This is a genomic window from Pseudomonas sp. FG86, assembly GCF_057808775.1.
Genome location: NZ_JBMDIS010000086.1, coordinates 1 through 20859, shown reverse-complemented (window position 1 = coordinate 20859; position 20859 = coordinate 1). Strand labels below are relative to the sequence as shown.

Genomic DNA, 20859 nt, shown 5'->3' with positions numbered 1-20859 from the left:
ATATTCCACGTCGGCAAGGATCACTAGGCGGCAATCACCTGCTTGCGGCGCAATTGGTGATTTCGCCAGGTCATCGGGTTCACTCCTTCGCTGCGGGTGAAGATATGACAGAAGTGCGCCTGGTCGCAGAACCCACATTCCAGGCTGATTTGCGTCAGGCTCAGCGCGGAGCCGGTGATCAGTTCCTTGGCGCGCTGGATGCGCTGCTGGCGTATCCACTCCTGGGGCGACAGCCCCGTGGTGCACTTGAATGCGCGGGAAAAATGGCTGCGCGACAGGGCGCAGGCTTGGGCGAGGTCGGCGATTGCCAGGCTTTCGCCAAGGTTGGCGAGGATCAGTTGCTTGGCGATACGCTCGCGTCGGGGGCAGAGGCCGCCGGTGGAGGATAAGCGCGGAGCACAGTGCTCAAGTCGGGCCATGACGAATTTCCGCAGTCGATGGGAGCGTTCCCGGTGAATGGATGCAGTGTAGACCGCTTCATTCTTGGGGCCGAACCGTCTGGCTGACGAGTTAATCGTTGTTAATTTCGCCAGGTACTGGCGTGGAAAAGACAGCACAGGCATGCAATCTAGAGAGTGCTCTGCGTGCTTATCTGGCGGCTTGCTAACCGTTTGGATATCGCCATGAACCGCAACGACCTGCGCCGCGTCGACATGAACCTGCTGGTGATTTTCGAGGCCCTGATGTTCGAGAAGAACCTGACCCGGGTCGCCGAAAAACTCTTCATGGGCCAGCCGGCGGTCAGCGCGGCCCTGGGCCGTTTGCGCGACCTGTTCGACGACCCGTTGCTGCTGCGCAACGGGCGGGGCATGGAGCCCACGCCACGCGCCGTGGCGATACTCAAGGAGCTGCAACCGGCCATGGACACCATTTCAAGCGCGGTCAGCCGCGCCAAGGATTTCGACCCGTCCACCAGTTGCGCGGTGTTTCGCATCGGCCTGTCCGACGATGCTGAGTTCGGCCTGTTTCCGCCGTTGCTCAGCCAACTGCGCGAAGAGGCGCCGGGGATCATCGTGGTGGTGCGCCGGGCCAATTACCTGTTGATGTCGTCGTTGCTGGCCAGTGGCGAAATCACTGTGGGGGTCAGCTACACCACGGATCTGCCGGCCAATGCCAAGCGCAAGAAACTGCGGGATATCCCCTGCAAGGTGTTGCGTGGCGATGCCGGTGCAGAGCCACTGACCCTGGATGACTATTGCGAACGGCCGCATGCGATGGTGTCGTTCTCGGGTGACTTGAGCGGCAATATCGACCTGGACCTGGCCCGCATCGGCCGCGCGCGCCGGGTGGTACTGGCGGTGCCGCAGTTCAGCGGCCTGCGTGCACTGCTGGCGGGTACGCAGATTATTGCGACGGTGCCGGATTACGCCGCCTGTGCATTGACCGAGGGCACGGCGTTGCGCGCTGAAGACCCGCCGTTTGCGATCGACGCGGCGGAGTTGTCAATGGTGTGGAGCGGAGTGCATGACAACGACCCGGCAGAGCGCTGGTTGCGCGGGCGGATTACCGAGCATATGGCGCGGGCGATCTGAGGCACCGGGTGACCGCGCCCATACGTCATCCAACGTATTTCCCGATTTCGCTGGCCCCCTGAGACTGGATTGAACGCATCCCGTCATCCGTCCAGGAGCCAGTCCATGACCGAAACGCTGATCAAAGTCGACCTCAACCAGCCCGTCACCGAGAACGAGCAGATCCATAACCGCTGGCACCCGGATATCCCGATGGCGTGCTGGGTGAAGCCGGGCGATGATTTCATCCTCGAGACCTACGACTGGACCGCCGGCGCGATCAAGAACAACGACGATGCCAGCGATGTGCGCGATGTGGACCTGTCCACCGTGCATTACCTGTCTGGCCCGGTGGGGGTGCACGGCGCCGAGCCGGGTGACTTGCTGGTGGTGGACTTGCTCGATATCGGCGCCAAGGCCGACTCCCAGTGGGGCTTCAACGGTTTTTTCTCGCGGCAGAACGGGGGTGGGTTCCTCACTGACCATTTTCCCAGCGCACAAAAGGCCATCTGGGATTTCAAGGGCATGTTCACGAGTTCACGGCATATCCCAGGGGTGAATTTCGCGGGCCTGATCCACCCGGGCCTGATTGGCTGCCTGCCCGACCCGGTGATGCTTGCCGACTGGAACCGCCGCGAGCAGGAACTGATCGACACCAACCCCACCCGCGTGCCGCCGCTGGCCAACGCACCGTTGGCCGCCACCGCGCATATGGGCAAGCTCAAGGGCCAGGCCCGTGACGATGCGGCCGCGACCGGCGCGCGCACCGTGCCACCGCGTGAGCATGGCGGCAACTGCGATATCAAGGATTTGTCCCGTGGCTCGAAGATTTTCTTCCCGGTCTATGTCAACGGTGCCGGGCTGTCGGTGGGCGACCTGCACTTCAGCCAGGGCGACGGTGAAATCACCTTTTGCGGCGCTATCGAAATGGCCGGCTGGGTGCATATGAAGGTCGAGCTGATCAAGGGCGGCATGGCCAAGTACGGGATCAAGAACCCGGTGTTCAAACCGAGCCCGATCACCCCGAACTACAAGAACTACCTGATCTTCGAAGGCATCTCGGTGGACGAGCAGGGCCAGCAGCACTACCTGGACGTCAACATCGCCTACCGCCAGGCCTGCTTGAACGCGATCAACTACCTGACCAAGTTCGGCTATTCGCCGGCCCAGGGTTATGCGTTGCTCGGCTCGGCACCGGTGCAGGGGCATATCAGCGGTGTGGTGGATATTCCGAATGCCTGCGCGACCTTGTGGTTGCCCACGGAGATCTTCGAGTTCGACATCAACCCCACCGCCAACGGCCCGACGAAATACCTCGACGGCAGCATCGACCTGCCCATTGCCCCGGACCTGTAGCCATGCCGACCTACGAATACGCCTGCGAGGCGTGTGGCACTTTCACGCTGCTGCGGCCGATGGCCCAGCGCAACGAACCCAGCCAGTGTCCGTACTGCGAAGGACCTGGCGGGCCGTTGAGGGTGTCGGCGCCGGCGCTGCAAACGCTGTCGGCCAACCAACGCAAGGCCATCGCCGGCAACGAGCGCAGTGCCCACGCACCGCAGACCGTCGGCGAATACCGGGAGAACCGTCGCCATCCGGCCGGATGCAGTTGCTGCGGCACCGGTAAAAAAGTCGAGCCGAGCAAGGCCAACCCCTTGGGCCTCAAGACCCAGACCGGGCCACGGCCTTGGATGATCAGTCACTAGACCAGGAGCGTTGCCCGGTACGCATGCCTCAGGCGATGGTGGCATGGGAAGCTACACAACTCTCTTGACCCTGACCAATCCCTTTGTGGCGAGCGGGCTTGTTGTGGCGAGCGGGCCTGTGTGGCGAGCGGGCTTGCCCCGCGTTGGGCTGCGCAGCAGCCCCAAATCCCGCACCGCGGTTTGTCTGAAAAAAACGCGGTGATTTTACTGGGGCTGCTGCGCAGCCCAACGCGGGGCAAGCCCGCTCGCCACACAGTCCAGGCGGCGCTCAGTGGCGGGAGGTTTCACGAGAATCGCCTTGTAAGTTGAAGCGTTATGGCTAATATGATCCGGGTAAAATAAATAATATCCGGGTAATAAGCCATGCCTGCACACATCACTCCCCAATGCAGCGCCTTTGTTCGTCACCAACGCGTGGCGGCCGGTTCCTACGCCCAGGTGGCTGCCGCTCTGGTTGACCTTGGCCTGTCGGCGGGCAGTTTCCTGGTCTTTGACGACGCCACCGGCACCCAGGTCGACTATCCCTGGCCGGCAGGTTATGCGCCGGAACAACCCGCACCGACAGACACCGATGACGAGCCCCCCGCGGTGCCCACGGTCGGGCGCCCAAAGCTGGGCGTGGTCGCGCGGGAAGTCACCTTGCTGCCTCGCCACTGGGCGTGGCTGGGCCAGCAGCGTGGCGGCGCTTCGGCCGCGTTGCGCCGATTGGTCGATGAAGCGCGCAATGTCCATGCCTGCCGTGATCAAATGCGCCATGCCAAGGAGGCCAGCTATCGCTTCATGAGCGCCATTGGCGGCGACCTGCCGGGTTTCGAGGATGCCGCGCGGGCGCTGTTTGCCCAGGATGCGGCGGACTTTTCCAAGCAGATCGCGCACTGGCCGGTAGACGTGCAGACGTACCTGGCCTGGCTGTCGCGCAACGCTTTTACTGCCTGATCATAAATCCAGGGACTCGAACTACCATGGAAGTCACCCAACAACGGCCGTTGTGGCAGATCTACCTGATCTTTTTGGCACCGATGGTGCTGTCCAACTTCCTGCAGAGTTTTTCCGGCACGCTCAATGGCATCTATGTCGGGCAAATGCTCGGTACCCAGGCGTTGGCGGCGGTGTCGGGGATGTTTCCCATCGTCTTCTTCTTTATTGCGCTGGTGATCGGCCTGGGGGCAGGTGCCTCGGTGCTGATCGGCCAGGCTTGGGGCGCCCAGGAAACCGGGATGGTCAAGTCGATCACCGGGGCCACTTTGACCCTCGGCGCGCTGGTGGGCTTGATCGCGGCGGTACTCGGCAGCCTGTTCGCGCGCCCGGCCTTGCAGGCACTGGGCACCCCCATCGATGTGCTGGATGACGCGGTGGGTTATGCCCAGATGATGATGCTGATCATGCCGCTGCTGCTGGTGTTTATCCTCTACACCCAACTGTTGCGCGGGGTGAGCGACACGGTTTCGCCGTTGTTGGCGCTGATGGTCTCGACCCTGGTCGGCCTGCTGCTGACCCCGGCGCTGATCCGCGGCTGGGTTGGCTTGCCGCCGATGGGCATCCAGAGTGCGGTGTATGCCGGGCTGGTGGGTAACGCGTCGGCGATGCTGTTTCTGATCCTGCGCCTGCGTCATAAAAACCATGTGATGGCGCCGGATCGTGAACTGCTTGCGGCCTTGCGTCTGGATCGGGTGATTCTAGGCAAGGTGCTACGCATCGGACTGCCTACCGGTTTGCAGATGGTGGTGCTGTCGCTGTCGGAATTGGTCATCCTCGCCCTGGTCAACAGCCATGGTTCACAAGCCACGGCGGCCTATGGCGCGGTCACCCAAATCGTCAACTATGTGCAATTCCCGGCGCTGTCGATTGCCATTACCGCGTCGATCCTGGGCGCCCAGGCGATTGGTGCCGGTCGACTGGAACGCATCGGGCCGATCCTGCGTACGGGGTTGCTGATCAACCTGTGCCTGACAGGTGGCCTGATCCTGCTGGGCTACCTGTTATCCCACTGGTTGCTGGGCTTGTTCATCACGGACGACGCCGCACGGATCAACGCCGAACACCTGCTGCATATCATGCTGTGGAGCATCCTGGTGTTCGGCTTCCAGGCGGTGATCGGCGGGATCATGCGCGCCAGCGGCGTGGTGCTGATGCCGGTGGCGATCTCGATTTTCTGCGTGCTGGGCGTTGAACTGCCAATGGCGTATCTGTTCAACGCGCATTTCGGCCTGGAAGGGGTGTGGATGGCGTTTCCCGTGACGTACCTGGCGATGCTGGCGTTGCAGACGACGTACTTCCGGTTGGTGTGGCGGCACAAGCAGATCAAGCGGCTGGTGTGATAAAAGGTTGCGCACCTCCTTATAAGAAGACAGTGCAGTGATGGCAAACCCCTACGCCGAATTGTTCCAGGCGCCCGGTGCCCGGGCTTTTGTACTTGCCGGGATGCTGGCACGCATGCCCGTGTCCATGGCCGGTATCGGCCTGATCACCATGCTCTCGCAGGTCCACGGCGGTTATGGCTTGGCCGGGTCGGTGGCGGCGATATTTGCCCTGGCTACGGCATTCTGCGCGCCGCAGGTGTCACGGCTGGTCGACCGCTACAGCCAGGGCAGGGTGCTGCCGATCGCTGCACTGATCGGTGGCGGGGCGTTGTTGCTGCTGTTGCTGTGTACGCGTTTCCAGGCACCCAGCTGGACGTTGTTCCTGTTCGCCGCTCTGGCCGGTTGCATGCCCAATATGTCGGCGATGGTACGGGCGCGCTGGACCGCGCTGTACCGCGGCCAACCCAAGCTGCAGACCGCGTTTGCCCTGGAGTCGGTGCTCGATGAGGTGTGTTTTATCATCGGCCCACCGATCTCCGTCGGCCTGAGCGTCGTGCTGTTCCCGGAAGCCGGGCCTTTGGTGGCGGCGCTGCTGCTGGCAGTGGGCGTCACCGTCTTTGTGTTGCAACGCGCAACGGAACCGCCGGTGCATGAGCACCAGGGCCATCACGGCCGCTGGCTGATCGCTTCACCGTCGGTGCTGATCCTGATGATCCTGCTGTTGGCCATGGGCGTGATCGTCGGCGTGGTGGATGTGGTCAGTGTCGCCTTTGCCCAGCAGCAGGGCCAACCCGCAGCGGCGAGCATTGTGCTGTCGGTGTATGCCATCGGTTCGTGCCTGGCGGGGTTGGCGTTCGGCGCGCTCAAGTTGAAGGCGCCGCTGCCCCGGCAGTTTCTGTGCTGCGGGGTGGCCACGGCGTTGACCACCTTGCCACTGCTGTTGGTGACGAACATCCCTGGGCTGGCGGTGGCGATCTTCGTTTCCGGCCTGTTCTTCGCCCCGACGCTGATCGTGTCCATGGCCTTGGTGGAACAAATCGTCCCGCCGAGCCGCCTTACCGAAGGCATGACCTGGCTGATCACCGGCCTCAGTATCGGCGTGGCCATCGGCGCCGCCAGCTGCGGCTGGATGATCGACCAGTTTGGCGCGGCCAGCGGCTTCTGGGTGTCGCTGGCGGCGGGCGCCGTGGTGTTGGGGGCGGCGGTGCTGGGTTATCGGCGACTGGGCTGATCAACCGATCGCCGGGTCTGCGCCGTGGTGTTGCAGGAACTCGTTCAGCGCCTGGCGCGTCAGGTCGTTGAGCGTGACTTTCTTACGGGTTGCCGCCAGGGCCGCTGCCAGGTGCAGGTCATGGCCGACCCGCACATTGAACGAGCCTTTGCATGGCTTCTCCGGGGTTTGCCCCAGGGTCTGGCAGGTCGCGAGATAGTCATCCACGGCCTCGCGGAAGGCCGCGTCCAACTCGGCGACGGTTTTCCCTTCATAGCTGACCAGCGCCTTGATGAAGAGGATTTTGCCGAACAGGCAGTTGTCTTCGAGGCTGGCTTCGATAGAGCCGATGTAGCCGTTGTATTTCAGTTGGTTGTTCACTGAATCAGGTCTCCTGATCTCAATTGTTCGATGACCTGGCGACGAATGTAGTGTTTCAGTTCGTTGCCGGGGTGAGGCTTGTGCAAGGTGATCATTGCCGTGGGGTCGCCGATGTCGAACTTGACGCGGCTTCCCGCCCCCTCGATTTGTGTGTAGCCAAGCCGACGCAGCAGCGTGACGAGCTCGGGCCAGGTGAATGTCATGTGTTCATTGAGCAGTTTGGCGAGCAGCTTTTCATTTTTGGACACGGCGTTCCCTGCGTGTAACTAAATGTAGTTGCAAAAAGTGGTGTGCGTCAATGCTAGCCCGAGTTGGCGTGACTCAGCGGAGATTGATGTAACCCTTGATGACGCGCTGCTCGACGCCTCCCGCCCTCCGCTAATTTTTCCTTCTCCGGTTCGTTTTATAGGGACGACGTGCCTTTGTGCTTCCCGCCTATTGCTCCGGACTCCAAGAAATGAATGCTGAAGACTCCTTGAAACTTGCTCGCCGGTTTATCGGGTTGCCCCTGGAAAAACGCCAGCTGTTCCTGCAGGCGTTGCAGAAGGAAGGGGTGGATTTTTCCCGGTTTCCGATTCCGGCAGGGGAGGAGGCGCAGGATCGCCAGGCGTTGTCCTACGCGCAGCAGCGCATGTGGTTTCTGTGGCAACTGGACCCGACCAGCGGCGCCTACAATTTGCCGGGGGCGGTGCGGCTCAAGGGCGCATTGAACCTGCGCGCCATGGAGCAGGCATTCGCCAGCCTGGTGGCGCGCCATGAAACGTTGCGCACGGTGTTCCAGCGCCAGGCCGATGAGCGCCTGGTGCAGGTGGCCGTCGAGCCATCGCTGGCCATCGAACACCTGGATATCAGCGCATTGGAGCCGACGGCGCGCGAGCAGGCCGTCAACCAGGCGGCAACCCGTCAATCGCTGTTGCCGTTCGACCTGGAGCACGGGCCGTTGCTGCGTGTGCAGTTGCTCAAGCTCGATGCACAGGAACACGTGCTGCTGCTGACCCTGCACCATATCGTCTCCGATGGCTGGTCGATGAACGTGCTGATCGACGAGTTCATCCGCTTTTACGACGCCCACGAGCGCAACGACACGCCGCAACTGCCGCCATTGCCGATCCAGTACAGCGACTATGCCCTGTGGCAGCGCTGCTGGCTGGAAGCCGGGGAGCAGGCGCGCCAGCTCGACTACTGGCAAGCGCGCCTGGGCGATGAGCACCCGGTACTGGAATTGCCGACCGACCGTCCACGCCCGGCCATGCCCAGCTATCAGGGCACGCGCCATACCTTCGCAATCGACCCGGCACTGGCGGTACAACTGCGCAACTGCGCGCAAAAACACAATGTCACGCTGTTCATGCTGCTGCTTGGCGCGTTCAACGTGTTGTTGCATCGCTACACCGGGCAGGGCGATCTACGCATCGGCGTGCCCATCGCCAACCGCAATCGCAGTGAAGTCGAAGGGCTGATCGGCTTCTTCGTCAACACCCAGGTGCTGCGCACCGAGCTGACCGGGCAGACCCGCGTGGCCGAGTTGCTGCACGCCATCAAGGAGCATGCCCTGGGCGCCCAGGACCACCAGGAGTTGCCGTTCGAACGCTTGGTAGAAGCCCTGAAGGTCGAGCGCAGCCTCAGCCATACGCCGCTGTTCCAGGTGATGTACAACCACCAGCCGGTGGTGGCCGACATCGCCTCGGTCCGCACTGCCTCTGGCCTGGAACTGGCCCTGGTGGAGTGGCAGGGCCGCACCACCCAGTTCGACCTGACCCTCGACACTTATGAAAAGTCCGGCACCCTGCATGCCGCGCTGACTTACGCCAACGACCTGTTCGACGCGCCCTCCATCGCCCGTATGGCGCGCCACTGGATCCGTCTGTTGCAGGCCATGGTGGCCGATGGTGAGCAGCGCATCGGTGAGTTGCCGATGCTGGCCGCCGACGAGCAGCACCTGCTGGTGCAGGCCTGGAACCAGACCGCCGCGCCGTACCCGACTGAACGTGCCATGCACCACTTGATCGAAGACCAGGTGCAGCGCACGCCGGATGCCCCGGCGCTGGTGTTCGGCACCACCACCTTGACCTATGCGCAACTCGACGCGCGCGCCAATCAACTGGCCCACGCCTTGCGCGAGCAGGGCGTCGGCCCGGACGTGCTGGTGGGGATTTGTGTCGAGCGCTCCCTCCACATGGTGGTCGGCCTGCTGGCGATCCTCAAGGCCGGTGGCGCCTATGTCCCGCTGGACCCCGAATACCCCCAGGAACGCCTGGCCTACATGATCGAAGACAGCGGCATTGCGCTGCTGCTCAGCCAACAGAGCCTATTGCCGTTGTTGCCTGCCGCTGGCCTGCGGGTGATTGCCCTGGACCAGCCCGCGCTGTGGCTGGAGGGCTATAGCAGCGCCTCGCCGGCGGTGCCCATGCAGGCGCAGAACCTGGCCTACGTGATCTACACCTCCGGCTCCACCGGCAAGCCCAAGGGCGCCGGCAACAGCCACCGTGCACTGGTCAACCGCCTGTGCTGGATGCAGCAGGCCTACGCGTTGGATGCCAGTGACGCGGTCCTGCAGAAAACTCCGTTCAGCTTTGACGTATCGGTATGGGAGTTCTTCTGGCCGCTGATGACCGGCGCTCGCCTGGTGGTGGCCGCGCCAGGCGAACACCGTGAGCCCGCGCGCCTGATCGAGACCATCGGCCAGCACGCCATCACCACCTTGCACTTTGTGCCGTCGATGCTCCAGGCGTTTATCCATGAGCCGGGCGTGCAGCGCTGTACCCGCCTCAAGCGCATCGTGTGCAGCGGCGAGGCATTGCCCCTCGACGCGCAACGCCAGGTGTTCGCCAAATTGCCGAACGCCGCCCTGTACAACCTCTACGGCCCGACCGAAGCCGCTATCGACGTGACCCACTGGACGTGCGTCGACGAAGGCGCCGATAGCGTGCCCATTGGCCGCCCGATCGCCAACCTCGCCACCTATGTGCTCGACGCCCAGCTCAACCCCGTGCCCGCTGGCGTATCCGGCGAGCTGTACCTGGGCGGCACCGGCCTGGCGCGCAGTTACCATCGGCGCCCTGGCTTGACGGCGGAGCGCTTTGTGCCGAGCCCGTTCGTTGCGGGGGAGCGCCTGTACCGTACCGGCGACCGCGTGCGCCAACGGGCCGACGGCGTGCTCGAATACCTGGGCCGCCTCGATCATCAGGTCAAGTTGCGCGGCCTGCGCATCGAGCTGGGCGAAATTGAAGCGCAACTGATGCAGCACCCCGGCGTACGTGAAGCCGTGGTGCTGGTGCACGGCGGCAAGCAGTTGGTGGCGTACCTGGTGCCGAATGGCGACGCGCCAATCGACCTCAAGGCCTGGCTGCTCGACAGCTTGCCGGAGTACATGGTCCCCACCCACTTGATCACCCTGGACCAGCTGCCGGTGACCGCCAACGGCAAGCTCGACCGCAAGGCCTTGCCATTGCCGGAAGCTGTGGCGCAGCAGGCATTCGCGGCCCCGCAGGAGCCTGTACAGAAAGCGTTGGCGGCGATCTGGCGCGATGTGCTCGGGGTCGAGCAGGTCGGCCTGGACGACAACTTTTTCGAACTGGGCGGCGACTCGATCATCTCCATCCAGGTGGTCAGCCGTGCGCGCCAGGCGGGCATACGCCTGAGCCCGCGCGACCTGTTCCAGTACCAGAGTGTGCGCAGCCTGGCGCGGGTAGCGAGCCAGGACGCGTCGATCGTTATCGATCAGGGCCCGGTGAGCGGGGAGGTGATCCTGACCCCGGTGCAGCAGGGTTTTTTCGCCCAGGCGATCCCGGCGCGCCAGCATTGGAACCAGTCACTGTTGCTGACCCCGCGCGAGGCGCTGGAGCCTGCGCGGCTGGACGCCGCCTTGACGCACTTGATCAACCATCACGACGCCCTGCGCCTGCGTTTTACCCCACAGGGCGACGGCTGGCAGCAAGCCTACGCCGTGCCGGTGACGGAGGCGGCGTTGTGGCAATCCCACGCGAGCACCGATGCTGAGCTGGCAGCACTGTGTGACGAAGCCCAGCGCAGCCTCGACCTGGCGCAAGGCCCGCTGCTGCGTGCCGCGTTGGTCAGCCTGGCCGATGGCACACAACGCTTGCTGCTGGTGGTGCACCACCTGGTGGTCGATGGCGTGTCCTGGCGCATTCTGCTGGAGGACCTGCAACAGGCTTATCGCGAGCAGCCCTTGCCAAACAAGACCAGCGCCTACCAGCACTGGGCGCGGCAGTTGCAGGCCCATGCAAGCACCCTCAGCGCGCAATTGCCGTACTGGCAGGCCCAGTCCAGCGACACCGAGCTGCCGTGCGACAACCCCGAGGGCGGCCTGCAAAACCACCTGGAGGGCAGGCTCGAGACCCGCCTCAATGCCGAGCAGACCCGCCGGTTGTTGCAGGACGCGCCGCTGGCCTATCGCACCCAGGTCAATGACCTGCTGCTGACCGCGTTGGTCCGCGTGATCTGCCGTTGGAGCGGCCAGCCTGCCGCGCTGATCCAGCTCGAAGGCCATGGCCGCGAAGACCTGTTCGATGGGCTCGACCTGACCCGCACCGTCGGTTGGTTTACCAGCCTGTTCCCGGTCCGCCTGCAAGCTGAGGGCGAGTTGTCGAGCGCGATCAAAGCGGTCAAGGAGCAACTGCGTGCCGTGCCCGACAAGGGCCTGGGCTACGGCCTGCTGCGTTATCTGGGGACGCCCGAGGCCCGCGCGTCCCTCGCCGGGTTGGCCGCGCCGCGCATTACCTTCAACTACCTGGGCCAGTTCGACCGCCAGTTCGATGAGTCGGCGCTGTTCGTGCCCGCGAGCCAAGGCAGTGGCCAGGCCCAGGACCCGGCAGCACCGCTGGCCAACTGGCTGACGGTGGAGGGCCAGGTGTACGGTGGCGAACTGGCGCTGCAATGGGGCTTCAGCCGCGAGATGTTCCAGGCCTCGACCCTTCAGGGCCTGGCGGACGATTACCAGCGCGAGCTGTTGGCGCTGATCGAGCATTGCGTCGATCCGCAACACGGTGCTTTCACGCCGGCCGATGTCAGCCTGGCCCGCCTCACTCAACGGCAACTGGACGACCTGGCGCTGCCATCGCGCGACGTGCAGGACCTGTACCCACTGTCACCGATGCAACAGGGCATGCTGTTCCACAGCCTGTACCAGCAGGATCAGGACGCAATCTATGTCAGCCAGTTGCGCGCCAATCTCCACGGCCTGGATGTGCCGCGCTTCAAACGCGCCTGGGAGCAGGTGCTGGCGCGGCACGACATGTTGCGCACCGGGTTTATCTGGCAGCAGGACCAGGCGCAGCCGTTGCAAGCGGTGTATCGCGAGAGCGCCTTGCCCTTCGTCGAGTACGACTGGCAGGCGCAACCAGACCCGCAAGCGGCATTGGATGCGTTGAGCGAATCCACGCGCGCGCAAGGCTTCGTGTTGGATCGGGCGCCGTTGCTCAGCCTGAAACTGGTGCGTATCGGTGTCGATCGTTTCCACCTGATCCTCACCAACCATCACATCCTGTTGGACGGTTGGAGCCGGGCGCAATTGCTGGGGGAGGTCTTGCAGCACTATGTCGGCCAGCCGTTGCCGGCGCTGCAAGGGCATTACCGCGACTACATTGGCTGGTTGCAAGGCCAGGACTCGTCGGCCAGCGAGGCATTCTGGAAAGGCCAGTTGGCCACGTTGCAGGCGCCGACGCGCTTGGCGCGCGCCACCCCGACCGAGCATTCTTCGGCCAAAGGCAGCTACGCCCTGGCCCTGAGCGTCGCGCAGACCGCGCCACTCAAGGCGTTTGCCCAGGCCCACAAAATCACCCTGAACACGCTGGTGCAAGCCGCCTGGCTGTTGCTGCTGCAACGCCAGACCGGCCAGGACACCGTGGTGTTCGGCGCCACGGTGGCCGGGCGGCCGGCGGGGTTGCCGGGTGTGGAGCAGCAGGTCGGGCTGTTCATCAATACCTTGCCGGTGATCGCCACCCCGAGCCCGACCTTGTGGGTCAGTGAGTGGTTGCAACAGGTACAGGCACAGAACCTCAGCTTGCGTGAGCACGAGCACACGCCCTTGTTCGATATCCAGCGTTGGGCGGGCGCCAGTGGCGCGGCGTTGTTCGACACGCTGCTGGTGTTTGAAAACTATCCGGTGTCCGCCGCGCTGGCCGCTGGCGCGCCGGCCGGGTTGACCTTCAGTGATGTGCAGAACATCGAGCAGACCCACTACCCGCTGACCGTCTTGTTGGGGGCAGGCGCGGGCCTGGAATTCGAGTTCAGCTTTGATGTGCAGGTGTTCAGTGAGGCGCAGATCGAGCAACTGGCCACGCACTTCCAGTACCTGTTGCAAGGCTTGGCCAGCACCACAGCGCAGCGCCTGGGGGATTTGCCGTCGCTGACGGAGGCCGCGCGCCGCCAGGTGCTCGGCGACTGGAATGCCACCGCACGGGACTACCCAGTGCAGCGTTGCGTGCATGAGCTGATAGAAGCGCAGGTCGCGCGTGCACCGCAGGCGCCAGCGTTGCGTTTCGGTGACGTTTCGTTGAGCTATGCCGAGCTGAACCGACGCGCCAATCGCCTGGCCCATCGTTTGATCGAGGCAGGCGTCGGGCCGGATGTGCTGGTGGGGCTGGCGCTGGAGCGTTCCGTTGAAATGGTGGTTGGCCTGCTGGCGGTGCTCAAGGCCGGCGGTGCGTACGTGCCGCTGGACCCGGAGTACCCGCGCGAACGCCTGGCCTACATGCTCGAAGACAGCGGCGTGAAGCTGCTGCTGACCCAGGCGCAGGTGCTGGCGCAACTGCCGATCCCCCAAGGTTTGGAAACCCTGGTGCTGGGTGAATCAACATTCGAAGGCTACAGCGAAGAGAACCCTGGCATCGCCTTGGACGGCGAAAACCTGGCCTACGTGATCTACACCTCCGGCTCCACCGGCCAACCCAAGGGGGCGGGCAACCGGCATGCGGCGTTGCTCAATCGCCTGCACTGGATGCAGGAAGCCTATGGTCTGGATGCCAGCGACAGCGTGCTGCAAAAGACCCCGTTCAGCTTCGACGTGTCGGTGTGGGAATTCTTCTGGCCGCTGATGACCGGTTCGCGCCTGGTTGTGGCAGCGCCGGGGGATCATCGCGATCCAGCCAAGCTGATCAGCCTGATCAAGGCTGAACAGATCACCACGCTGCACTTCGTGCCGTCGATGTTGCAGGCGTTTCTCCAGGACCCGGAAGTCGCCCATTGCCACAGCCTGCAACGCATTGTGTGCAGTGGCGAAGCCTTGCCCGTGGATGCGCAGCAGCAGGTGTTCGCCAAACTTCCGCACGCCACGCTCTACAACCTCTATGGCCCGACCGAAGCCGCCATCGACGTGACCCACTGGACCTGCATTGAAGAGGGTCGCGACGCCGTACCGATTGGCCGTCCGATTGCCAACCTCGGCTGCTACATCCTCGACAACAACTTCGAGCCCGCCCCGGTCGGCGTACTGGGCGAGCTGTACCTGGGTGGCGTCGGTCTGGCGCGCGGTTATCACCGTCGTCCGGCGCTGACCGCCGAGCGTTTCATCGCCAACCCGTTCGTAAAAGGCGAGCGCCTGTACCGCACCGGCGACCTGGCGCGCTACCGCGACGACGGCGTGATCGAATACGCCGGGCGCATTGACCATCAGGTGAAATTGCGTGGCCTGCGTATCGAGCTGGGTGAAATCGAAGCGCGCCTGCTGGAGCACGACTGGGTGCGTGAGGCCGCGGTGTTGGCGGTCGACGGCAAATACCTGGTCGGCTACCTGGTGCTGCAAGGCGCCGAGGAGGATTGGCGTGAGGTCTTGAGCGCCCACCTGGCCAGCCATTTGCCGGACTATATGGTGCCGGCCCAATGGCTGCGACTGGAGCAGATGCCGCTCAGCCCTAACGGCAAGCTGGACCGCAAAGCCCTGCCCAAGCCCGATGTCGTCGGCCGTGAGTACCTCGCGCCGAGCAGCGAGCTGGAGCAACAGGTCGCCGCGATCTGGGCTGAAGTACTCGACGTGGAACGTGTCGGGATGCACGACCATTTCTTCGAGCTGGGCGGCCATTCCCTATTGGCCACCCAAGCTGTGTCACGTATGCGCCATGGCTTGGGCCTGGACGTGAATGTGAAGGCGCTGTTTGAGCAGCCCGTGCTGGGCAACTTTGTCCGCGCCTTGACCCAGGCCCGCGTTGCAATCACCCGGATTGAGCGGGCCGAACGTGACCAGCCCTTGGCCCTGTCCTATGCCCAGGAGCGCCAGTGGTTCCTTTGGCAGTTGGACCCGCACAGCGCCGCCTACCATGTGCCCCGCGCCTTGCGCCTGAAAGGCCGGCTGGATCGCGACGCCCTGCAGCGCGCCTTCGATACGCTGGTGGCGCGCCACGAAAGCCTGCGTACCCACTTCCAGCCAGAGGCCGGTCGTACCGTTCAAGTGATCAGCCCGCGGGCGCGGATCGAATTGCACCCGGTCGACTCCGATGAAGCCCATCTCAAGGCGCAGGTCGAAGCGCGCATCACCCAGCCGTTCGACCTGCGCCAGGGCCCGCTGATGCGTGTGACCCTGTTGCGCCTGGCCGAGGACGAGCATGTCTTGGTGCTGGTGCAGCACCACATCATCTCCGATGGCTGGTCGATGCAGGTGATGGTCGATGAACTGGTGCAACTCTACGCCGCCTATAGCCAGGGCCAAATGCTGCAACTGCCGGCCTTGCCGATCCAGTACGCCGATTACGCGCAGTGGCAGCGCGACTGGATGGAGGCGGGGGAGAAGGCTCGCCAACTGGCTTACTGGCGAGACCTGCTGGGGGGTGAACAACCGGTGCTGGAGCTGCCGTTCGATCATCAGCGCCCGGCGGTGCCTACCCATCGTGGCGCGCGCCTGAATATTGCGCTGCCGGTGCCGTTGGTCGAGCGTCTCCAGGCCCTCGCCCAGCGTGAAGGCGTGACCGTGTTCATGCTGTTGCTGGGGGCTTACCAGGCGCTGTTGCATCGCTACAGCGGCCAACGGGATATTCGCGTCGGCGTGCCCATCGCCAACCGCAACCGCGTGGAGATCGAGGGCCTGATCGGCTTCTTCGTCAACACCCAGGTACTCAAGGCCGACATCGACGGGCACACCACCGTCCGCCAATTGCTGGCCCAGGTCAAACAGCGCGCGCTGGAGGCCCAGGCCCACCAGGACCTGCCGTTCGAGCAACTGGTCGAAGCCCTGCAGCCGGAGCGCAGCCTGAGCCTTAGCCCGTTGTTCCAGGTCGCGTTCAACCACCATATCAGCCAGTCCGGCCGGCATTTACGGAGCCTGGCGCAGTTGGACATGAGCCCGGTGAGCTGGGACGAAGCCGTCGCGCAATTCGATCTGACCCTGGATATCGAAGAGTCCCCGGAGCAACTGGGCGCCTCGCTGAGTTATGCCACCGATCTGTTCGACGCCTCGACCATCGAGCGCATGGCGCGCCACTGGCAGAACCTGTTGCAGGCGATGGTCGATGATCAGGCGCAGAGCATTGGCCAATTGAACCTGCTGGATCGCGACGAGCAGCAGCACATCTTGCAGCTGTGGAACCGCACCGATTCCGGCTTCCCGGCCACGCGCCTGGTGCACGAATTGGTCGCTGACCGCGCCGCTGAAACACCGGAGGCCGTGGCGGTGAAGTTCGACGCGCAGACCCTGACTTACGGCGAGCTGGACCGCCAGGCCAACCGCCTGGCCCGTGCACTGATCGCCCGTGGTGTGGGCCCGGAAGTGCGCGTGGCGATTGCCATGCCACGCAGCGCCGAGATTATGGTGGCGTTCCTCGCCGTGCTCAAGGCGGGTGGGGTGTATGTGCCGCTGGATATCGAATACCCGCGTGATCGCCTGCTGTACATGATGCAAGACAGCCGCGCCCGGTTGTTGCTGACTCACTCGCGGGCGTTGCAGCAACTGCCGATCCCTGACGGCTTGGATACCCTGGCGATCGATCGCACCGAGGCGTGGGCCGATTACAGCGACACGGCTCCAGACGTGAAGCTGCACGGCGACAACCTCGCCTACGTGATCTACACCTCCGGCTCCACCGGCCTGCCCAAGGGCGTGGCGGTGTCCCACGGCCCGCTGGTGGCGCACATCATTGCCACGGGCGAGCGCTATGAAACCTCGCCGGCCGATTGCGAACTGCACTTCATGTCGTTCGCCTTCGACGGTTCCCACGAAGGCTGGATGCACCCGCTGATCAACGGTGCGAGCGTGCTGATCCGCGATGACAGCCTGTGGTTGCCCGAATACACCTACGCGCAGATGCATCGCCACCAGGTGACGATGGCCGTGTTCCCGCCGGTGTACCTGCAACAGCTGGCCGAGCATGCCGAGCGCGACGGCAACCCACCGGCCGTGCGGGTGTACTGCTTCGGCGGCGATGCGGTGGCGCAAGCCAGCTACGACCTGGCCTGGCGTGCGCTGAAACCGACCTACCTGTTCAATGGCTACGGCCCGACCGAAACCGTGGTCACGCCGTTGTTGTGGAAGGCCCGCAAGGGGGACTCGTGCGGTGCGGTCTATGCGCCCATCGGCACACTGCTCGGCAACCGCAGCGGCTATGTGCTGGACGCGCAACTCAACCTGCAACCCATCGGTGTGGCCGGTGAGTTGTACCTGGGCGGGGAGGGTGTGGCCCGGGGTTACTTGGAACGTCCGGCCCTGACCGCCGAACGCTTCGTGCCAGACCCCTTCGGCAAACCCGGCAGCCGCGTGTACCGCAGCGGCGACCTGACCCGTGGCCGCCCGGACGGCGTGGTGGACTACCTCGGCCGCGTCGACCATCAAGTGAAAATCCGCGGCTTCCGCATCGAACTGGGCGAAATCGAAGCGCGCCTGCGAGAGCAGGACAGCGTCGGCGAAACTGTGGTCGTGGCCCAGGACGGCCCGACCGGCAAGCAACTGGTGGCCTATGTGGTGCCTGCCGACCCCGCCCTGATCAACGCGGTGGAGTTCCGCGATGCCCTGCGCCGCGCCCTCAAGTCCCGCCTGCCGGACTACATGGTGCCGGCGCACTTCATGTTCCTCGCGCAGATGCCGCTGACCCCCAACGGCAAGCTCGACCGCAAGGGCTTGCCCGCGCCGGACCCGAGCCAGTTGCAACAACACTACGTGGCGCCTGAAACCGAGCTGGAGCAACAGATCGCCGCGATCTGGGCCGAGGTGCTGCGTCTGCCGCAGGTGGGCTTGAACGACAACTTCTTCGAAGTCGGCGGCCATTCGCTGCTGGCCATCCAGATCACCTCGCGGGTCCAGGCTGAACTGGGCCTGGAAGTGCCGCTGGTGGAAGTGTTCCAGACCGATTCACTGCGCGCCTATGCCCAGGCGGCTGCCACCTTCCGCGCGGGTACGGCGGAAGATTTTGATGACCTTCGTGACTTTTTGAGCGAACTAGAGGCGATTTGAACCATGCTTTCCAACCCGAATATCGACCTGGTCTCGCGCTTTCTTCGCTTGCCGCTGGAACAGCGCCAGCAGTTCTATCAACGTCTGCAAAGCCGTGGCATGAGTTTCGCTCAATTGCCGATTGCCGCGATCCGCGAGGACGGCCAACACTTGCCGCTGTCCTACGCCCAAGAGCGCCAGTGGTTCCTCTGGCAGCTCGACCCGGACAGCGCCGCGTATCACGTCCCCGGAGCCCTGCGCCTGAGCGGGCGACTGGACAAGGCTGCCCTGCAACGCAGCTTCGATGCCCTGGTGGCGCGGCATGAAAGCCTGCGCACCCGTTTGCACCTGGGCGATGAACAGCGTTCCCAGGAAGTGCTGGCCCATGCCGTGGTCCGGATCGCTGAAAGCCCGGTCGACGAGGCCCGGCTCAAGGCGCGCGTGGAAGCCGAAATCGCGCGGCCGTTCGATTTGCAGCAAGGTCCGCTGCTGCGGGTCAGCCTGCTCACCCTGAGTGAAGACGAGCACGTGCTGGTGTTGGTGCAGCACCATATTGTCTCGGACGGTTGGTCCATGGGCGTGATGGTGCAGGAACTGATGCAACGCTACGCGGCCTACAGCCAGGGCGAGGACTGCACCCTGGCGCCGTTGCCGATCCAGTACGCTGACTACGCCCTATGGCAACGCCGCTGGATGGAAGCGGGCGAGAAGGCGCGGCAGTTGGCCTATTGGCGTGAGCTGCTCGGTGGCACGCAACCGGTGCTGGAGCTGCCCCTCGATCACCCGCGTCCGGCGCAACAGAGCTTCCTGGGCGCGCGCCAGGACATCGCCCTGGAACCCGCGCTGGTGGCCGGGGTGAAAGCCTTGGCCCAGGGTGAAGGCGTGACGCTGTTCATGCTGCTGCTGGCGTCGTTCCAGGCGTTTCTGTATCGCTACAGCGGCCAGCAGGACATCCGGGTCGGCGTGCCGATTGCCAACCGCAACCGCGTCGAGACCGAATCGCTGATCGGCTTTTTCGTCAACACCCAGGTGCTCAAGGCCGATCTCGACGGCCAAATGAGCTTTGCTCAATTGCTCCAGCACACCAAGCGCCGCGCCTTGGAAGCCCAGGCCCACCAGGACCTGCCCTTCGAGCAGTTGGTCGAGGCGTTGCAACCGGAACGTACCTTGAGCCACAACCCGTTGTTTCAGGTGATGTTCAACCATCAGGCCAACACCCAGGCGAGCGCCCGGCAACTGCCGGGCCTGCGCGTGGCCAACCTGGAATGGGAGACCCGCAGCGCCCAGTTCGACCTGAGCCTGGACACCCAGGAAAGCGCCGACGGCGTGCGGGCCTCGTTGACCTACGCCACCGACCTGTTCGGCGCCGCCACGGCGTCGCGCATGCTGCGCCACTGGCTGGGCCTGTTGCGCGTGGCCGTGGCCAACCCGGCGTTGCCGTTGCAGGACCTGGCGGTGCTGGACGCGGCTGAGCGCGAGCAAATCGTTTACCAATGGAACGCCACCGCGCGGGACTACCCAGTGCAGCGTTGCGTGCATGAGCTGATTGAAGCGCAGGTTGCGCGTGCACCGCAGGCGCCAGCGTTGCGCTTCGGCGATGTGTCGCTGAGCTATGCCGAGCTGAACCGCCGCGCCAATCGCCTGGCCCATCGTTTGCTCGAGGCAGGCGTCGGGCCGGATGTGCTGGTGGGGCTGGCGCTGGAGCGTTCCGTTGAAATGGTGGTTGGCCTGCTGGCGGTGCTCAAGGCCGGCGGTGCGTACGTGCCGCTGGACCCGGAGTACCCGCGCGAACGCCTGGCCTACATGCTCGAAGACAGCGGCGTGAAGCTGCTGCTGACTCAAGCGCAGGTGCTGGCGCAACTGCCGATTCCCCAAGGTTTGGAAACCCTGGTGTTGGGTGAATCAACATTCGAAGGCTACAGCGAAGAGAACCCTGGCATCGCCTTGGACGGCGAAAACCTGGCCTACGTGATCTACACCTCCGGCTCCACCGGCCAACCCAAGGGGGCGGGCAACCGGCATGCGGCGTTGCTTAACCGCCTGCACTGGATGCAGGAAGCCTACACCCTGGATGCCAGCGACAGCGTGCTGCAAAAGACCCCGTTCAGCTTCGACGTGTCGGTGTGGGAATTCTTCTGGCCGCTGATGACCGGTTCGCGCCTGGTTGTGGCAGCACCGGGGGATCACCGCGATCCAGCCAAACTGGTCAGCCTGATTCAGACCGAACAGATCACCACGCTGCACTTCGTGCCGTCGATGTTGCAGGCGTTCCTCCAGGACCCGGAAGTCGCCCATTGCCACAGCCTGCAACGCATTGTGTGCAGTGGCGAAGCCTTGCCGGTGGACGCACAGCAGCAGGTGTTCGCCAAGCTTCCGCACG

10 protein-coding genes and 2 pseudogenes are annotated in these 20859 nt (G+C 64.1%); 8 read left to right on the top strand and 4 right to left on the bottom strand.

The genetic code is table 11. The features are described 5' to 3' along the window. Window positions 1–23: 23 nt before the first annotated feature. A complete protein-coding gene (locus ACODSV_RS30375; RefSeq protein ID WP_150056477.1) occupies window positions 24–419 on the bottom strand; it encodes a helix-turn-helix domain-containing protein in 396 nt (131 codons plus the stop codon). A 204-nt stretch (window positions 420–623) separates the two neighbouring features. Here ACODSV_RS30375 and ACODSV_RS30370 point away from each other — a divergent pair, with 204 nt between their 5' ends. The 3 genes and pseudogenes from ACODSV_RS30370 to ACODSV_RS30360 all read left to right on the top strand — a co-directional run. Further along, on the top strand, window positions 624–1532 hold the full coding sequence (locus tag ACODSV_RS30370) for a LysR family transcriptional regulator (protein WP_150056478.1): 909 nt from the start codon (window positions 624–626) through the stop codon (window positions 1530–1532). A 105-nt stretch (window positions 1533–1637) separates the two neighbouring features. Beyond that, window positions 1638–2867: a formamidase gene (gene fmdA / locus ACODSV_RS30365; protein ID WP_024076062.1), complete on the top strand. Its 1230-nt coding sequence runs from the start codon at window positions 1638–1640 to the stop codon at window positions 2865–2867. 2 nt (window positions 2868–2869) lie between these two features. Continuing rightward, window positions 2870–3154: pseudogene (locus ACODSV_RS30360) on the top strand (FmdB family zinc ribbon protein); the annotation flags it as partial. On the opposite strand, the pseudogene ACODSV_RS30355 reads toward ACODSV_RS30360, so the two are convergent. Beyond that, window positions 3146–3244: pseudogene (locus ACODSV_RS30355) on the bottom strand (hypothetical protein); the annotation flags it as partial. The pseudogenes ACODSV_RS30360 and ACODSV_RS30355 overlap by 9 nt on opposite strands. 336 nt (window positions 3245–3580) lie before the next feature. Between ACODSV_RS30355 and ACODSV_RS30350 the strand changes: the two are divergent. The 3 genes from ACODSV_RS30350 to ACODSV_RS30340 are packed head-to-tail and all read left to right on the top strand — an operon-like array spanning window position 3581 to window position 6748. Then, the gene (locus ACODSV_RS30350) at window positions 3581–4153 is read left to right on the top strand and encodes a DUF2239 family protein (protein ID WP_150095401.1); all 573 of its coding nucleotides are present in this window, start codon (window positions 3581–3583) and stop codon (window positions 4151–4153) included. Between the two features lie 26 nt (window positions 4154–4179). Then, window positions 4180–5535: an MATE family efflux transporter gene (locus ACODSV_RS30345; RefSeq protein WP_150095402.1), complete on the top strand. Its 1356-nt coding sequence runs from the start codon at window positions 4180–4182 to the stop codon at window positions 5533–5535. A gap of 40 nt (window positions 5536–5575) precedes the next feature. Further along, window positions 5576–6748, top strand: coding sequence for an MFS transporter (locus ACODSV_RS30340; RefSeq protein WP_024076058.1), 1173 nt, complete (start codon window positions 5576–5578; stop codon window positions 6746–6748). On the opposite strand, the gene ACODSV_RS30335 is transcribed toward ACODSV_RS30340, so the two are convergent. Both ACODSV_RS30335 and ACODSV_RS30330 read right to left on the bottom strand, forming a co-directional pair. Further along, the gene (locus ACODSV_RS30335) at window positions 6749–7108 is read right to left on the bottom strand and encodes a type II toxin-antitoxin system HicB family antitoxin (RefSeq protein ID WP_024076057.1); all 360 of its coding nucleotides are present in this window, start codon (window positions 7106–7108) and stop codon (window positions 6749–6751) included. Continuing rightward, window positions 7105–7356, bottom strand: coding sequence for a type II toxin-antitoxin system HicA family toxin (locus tag ACODSV_RS30330; protein WP_024076056.1), 252 nt, complete (start codon window positions 7354–7356; stop codon window positions 7105–7107). Before ACODSV_RS30330 ends, ACODSV_RS30335 begins: the two co-directional genes overlap by 4 nt. 209 nt (window positions 7357–7565) lie before the next feature. Here ACODSV_RS30330 and ACODSV_RS30325 point away from each other — a divergent pair, with 209 nt between their 5' ends. Next, window positions 7566–18500: a non-ribosomal peptide synthase/polyketide synthase gene (locus ACODSV_RS30325; RefSeq protein WP_454843557.1), complete on the top strand. Its 10935-nt coding sequence runs from the start codon at window positions 7566–7568 to the stop codon at window positions 18498–18500. 3 nt (window positions 18501–18503) lie between these two features. Further along, window positions 18504–20859: condensation domain-containing protein (locus ACODSV_RS30320; RefSeq protein ID WP_489078383.1), on the top strand; the 2356-nt coding region annotated here is incomplete at its 3' end.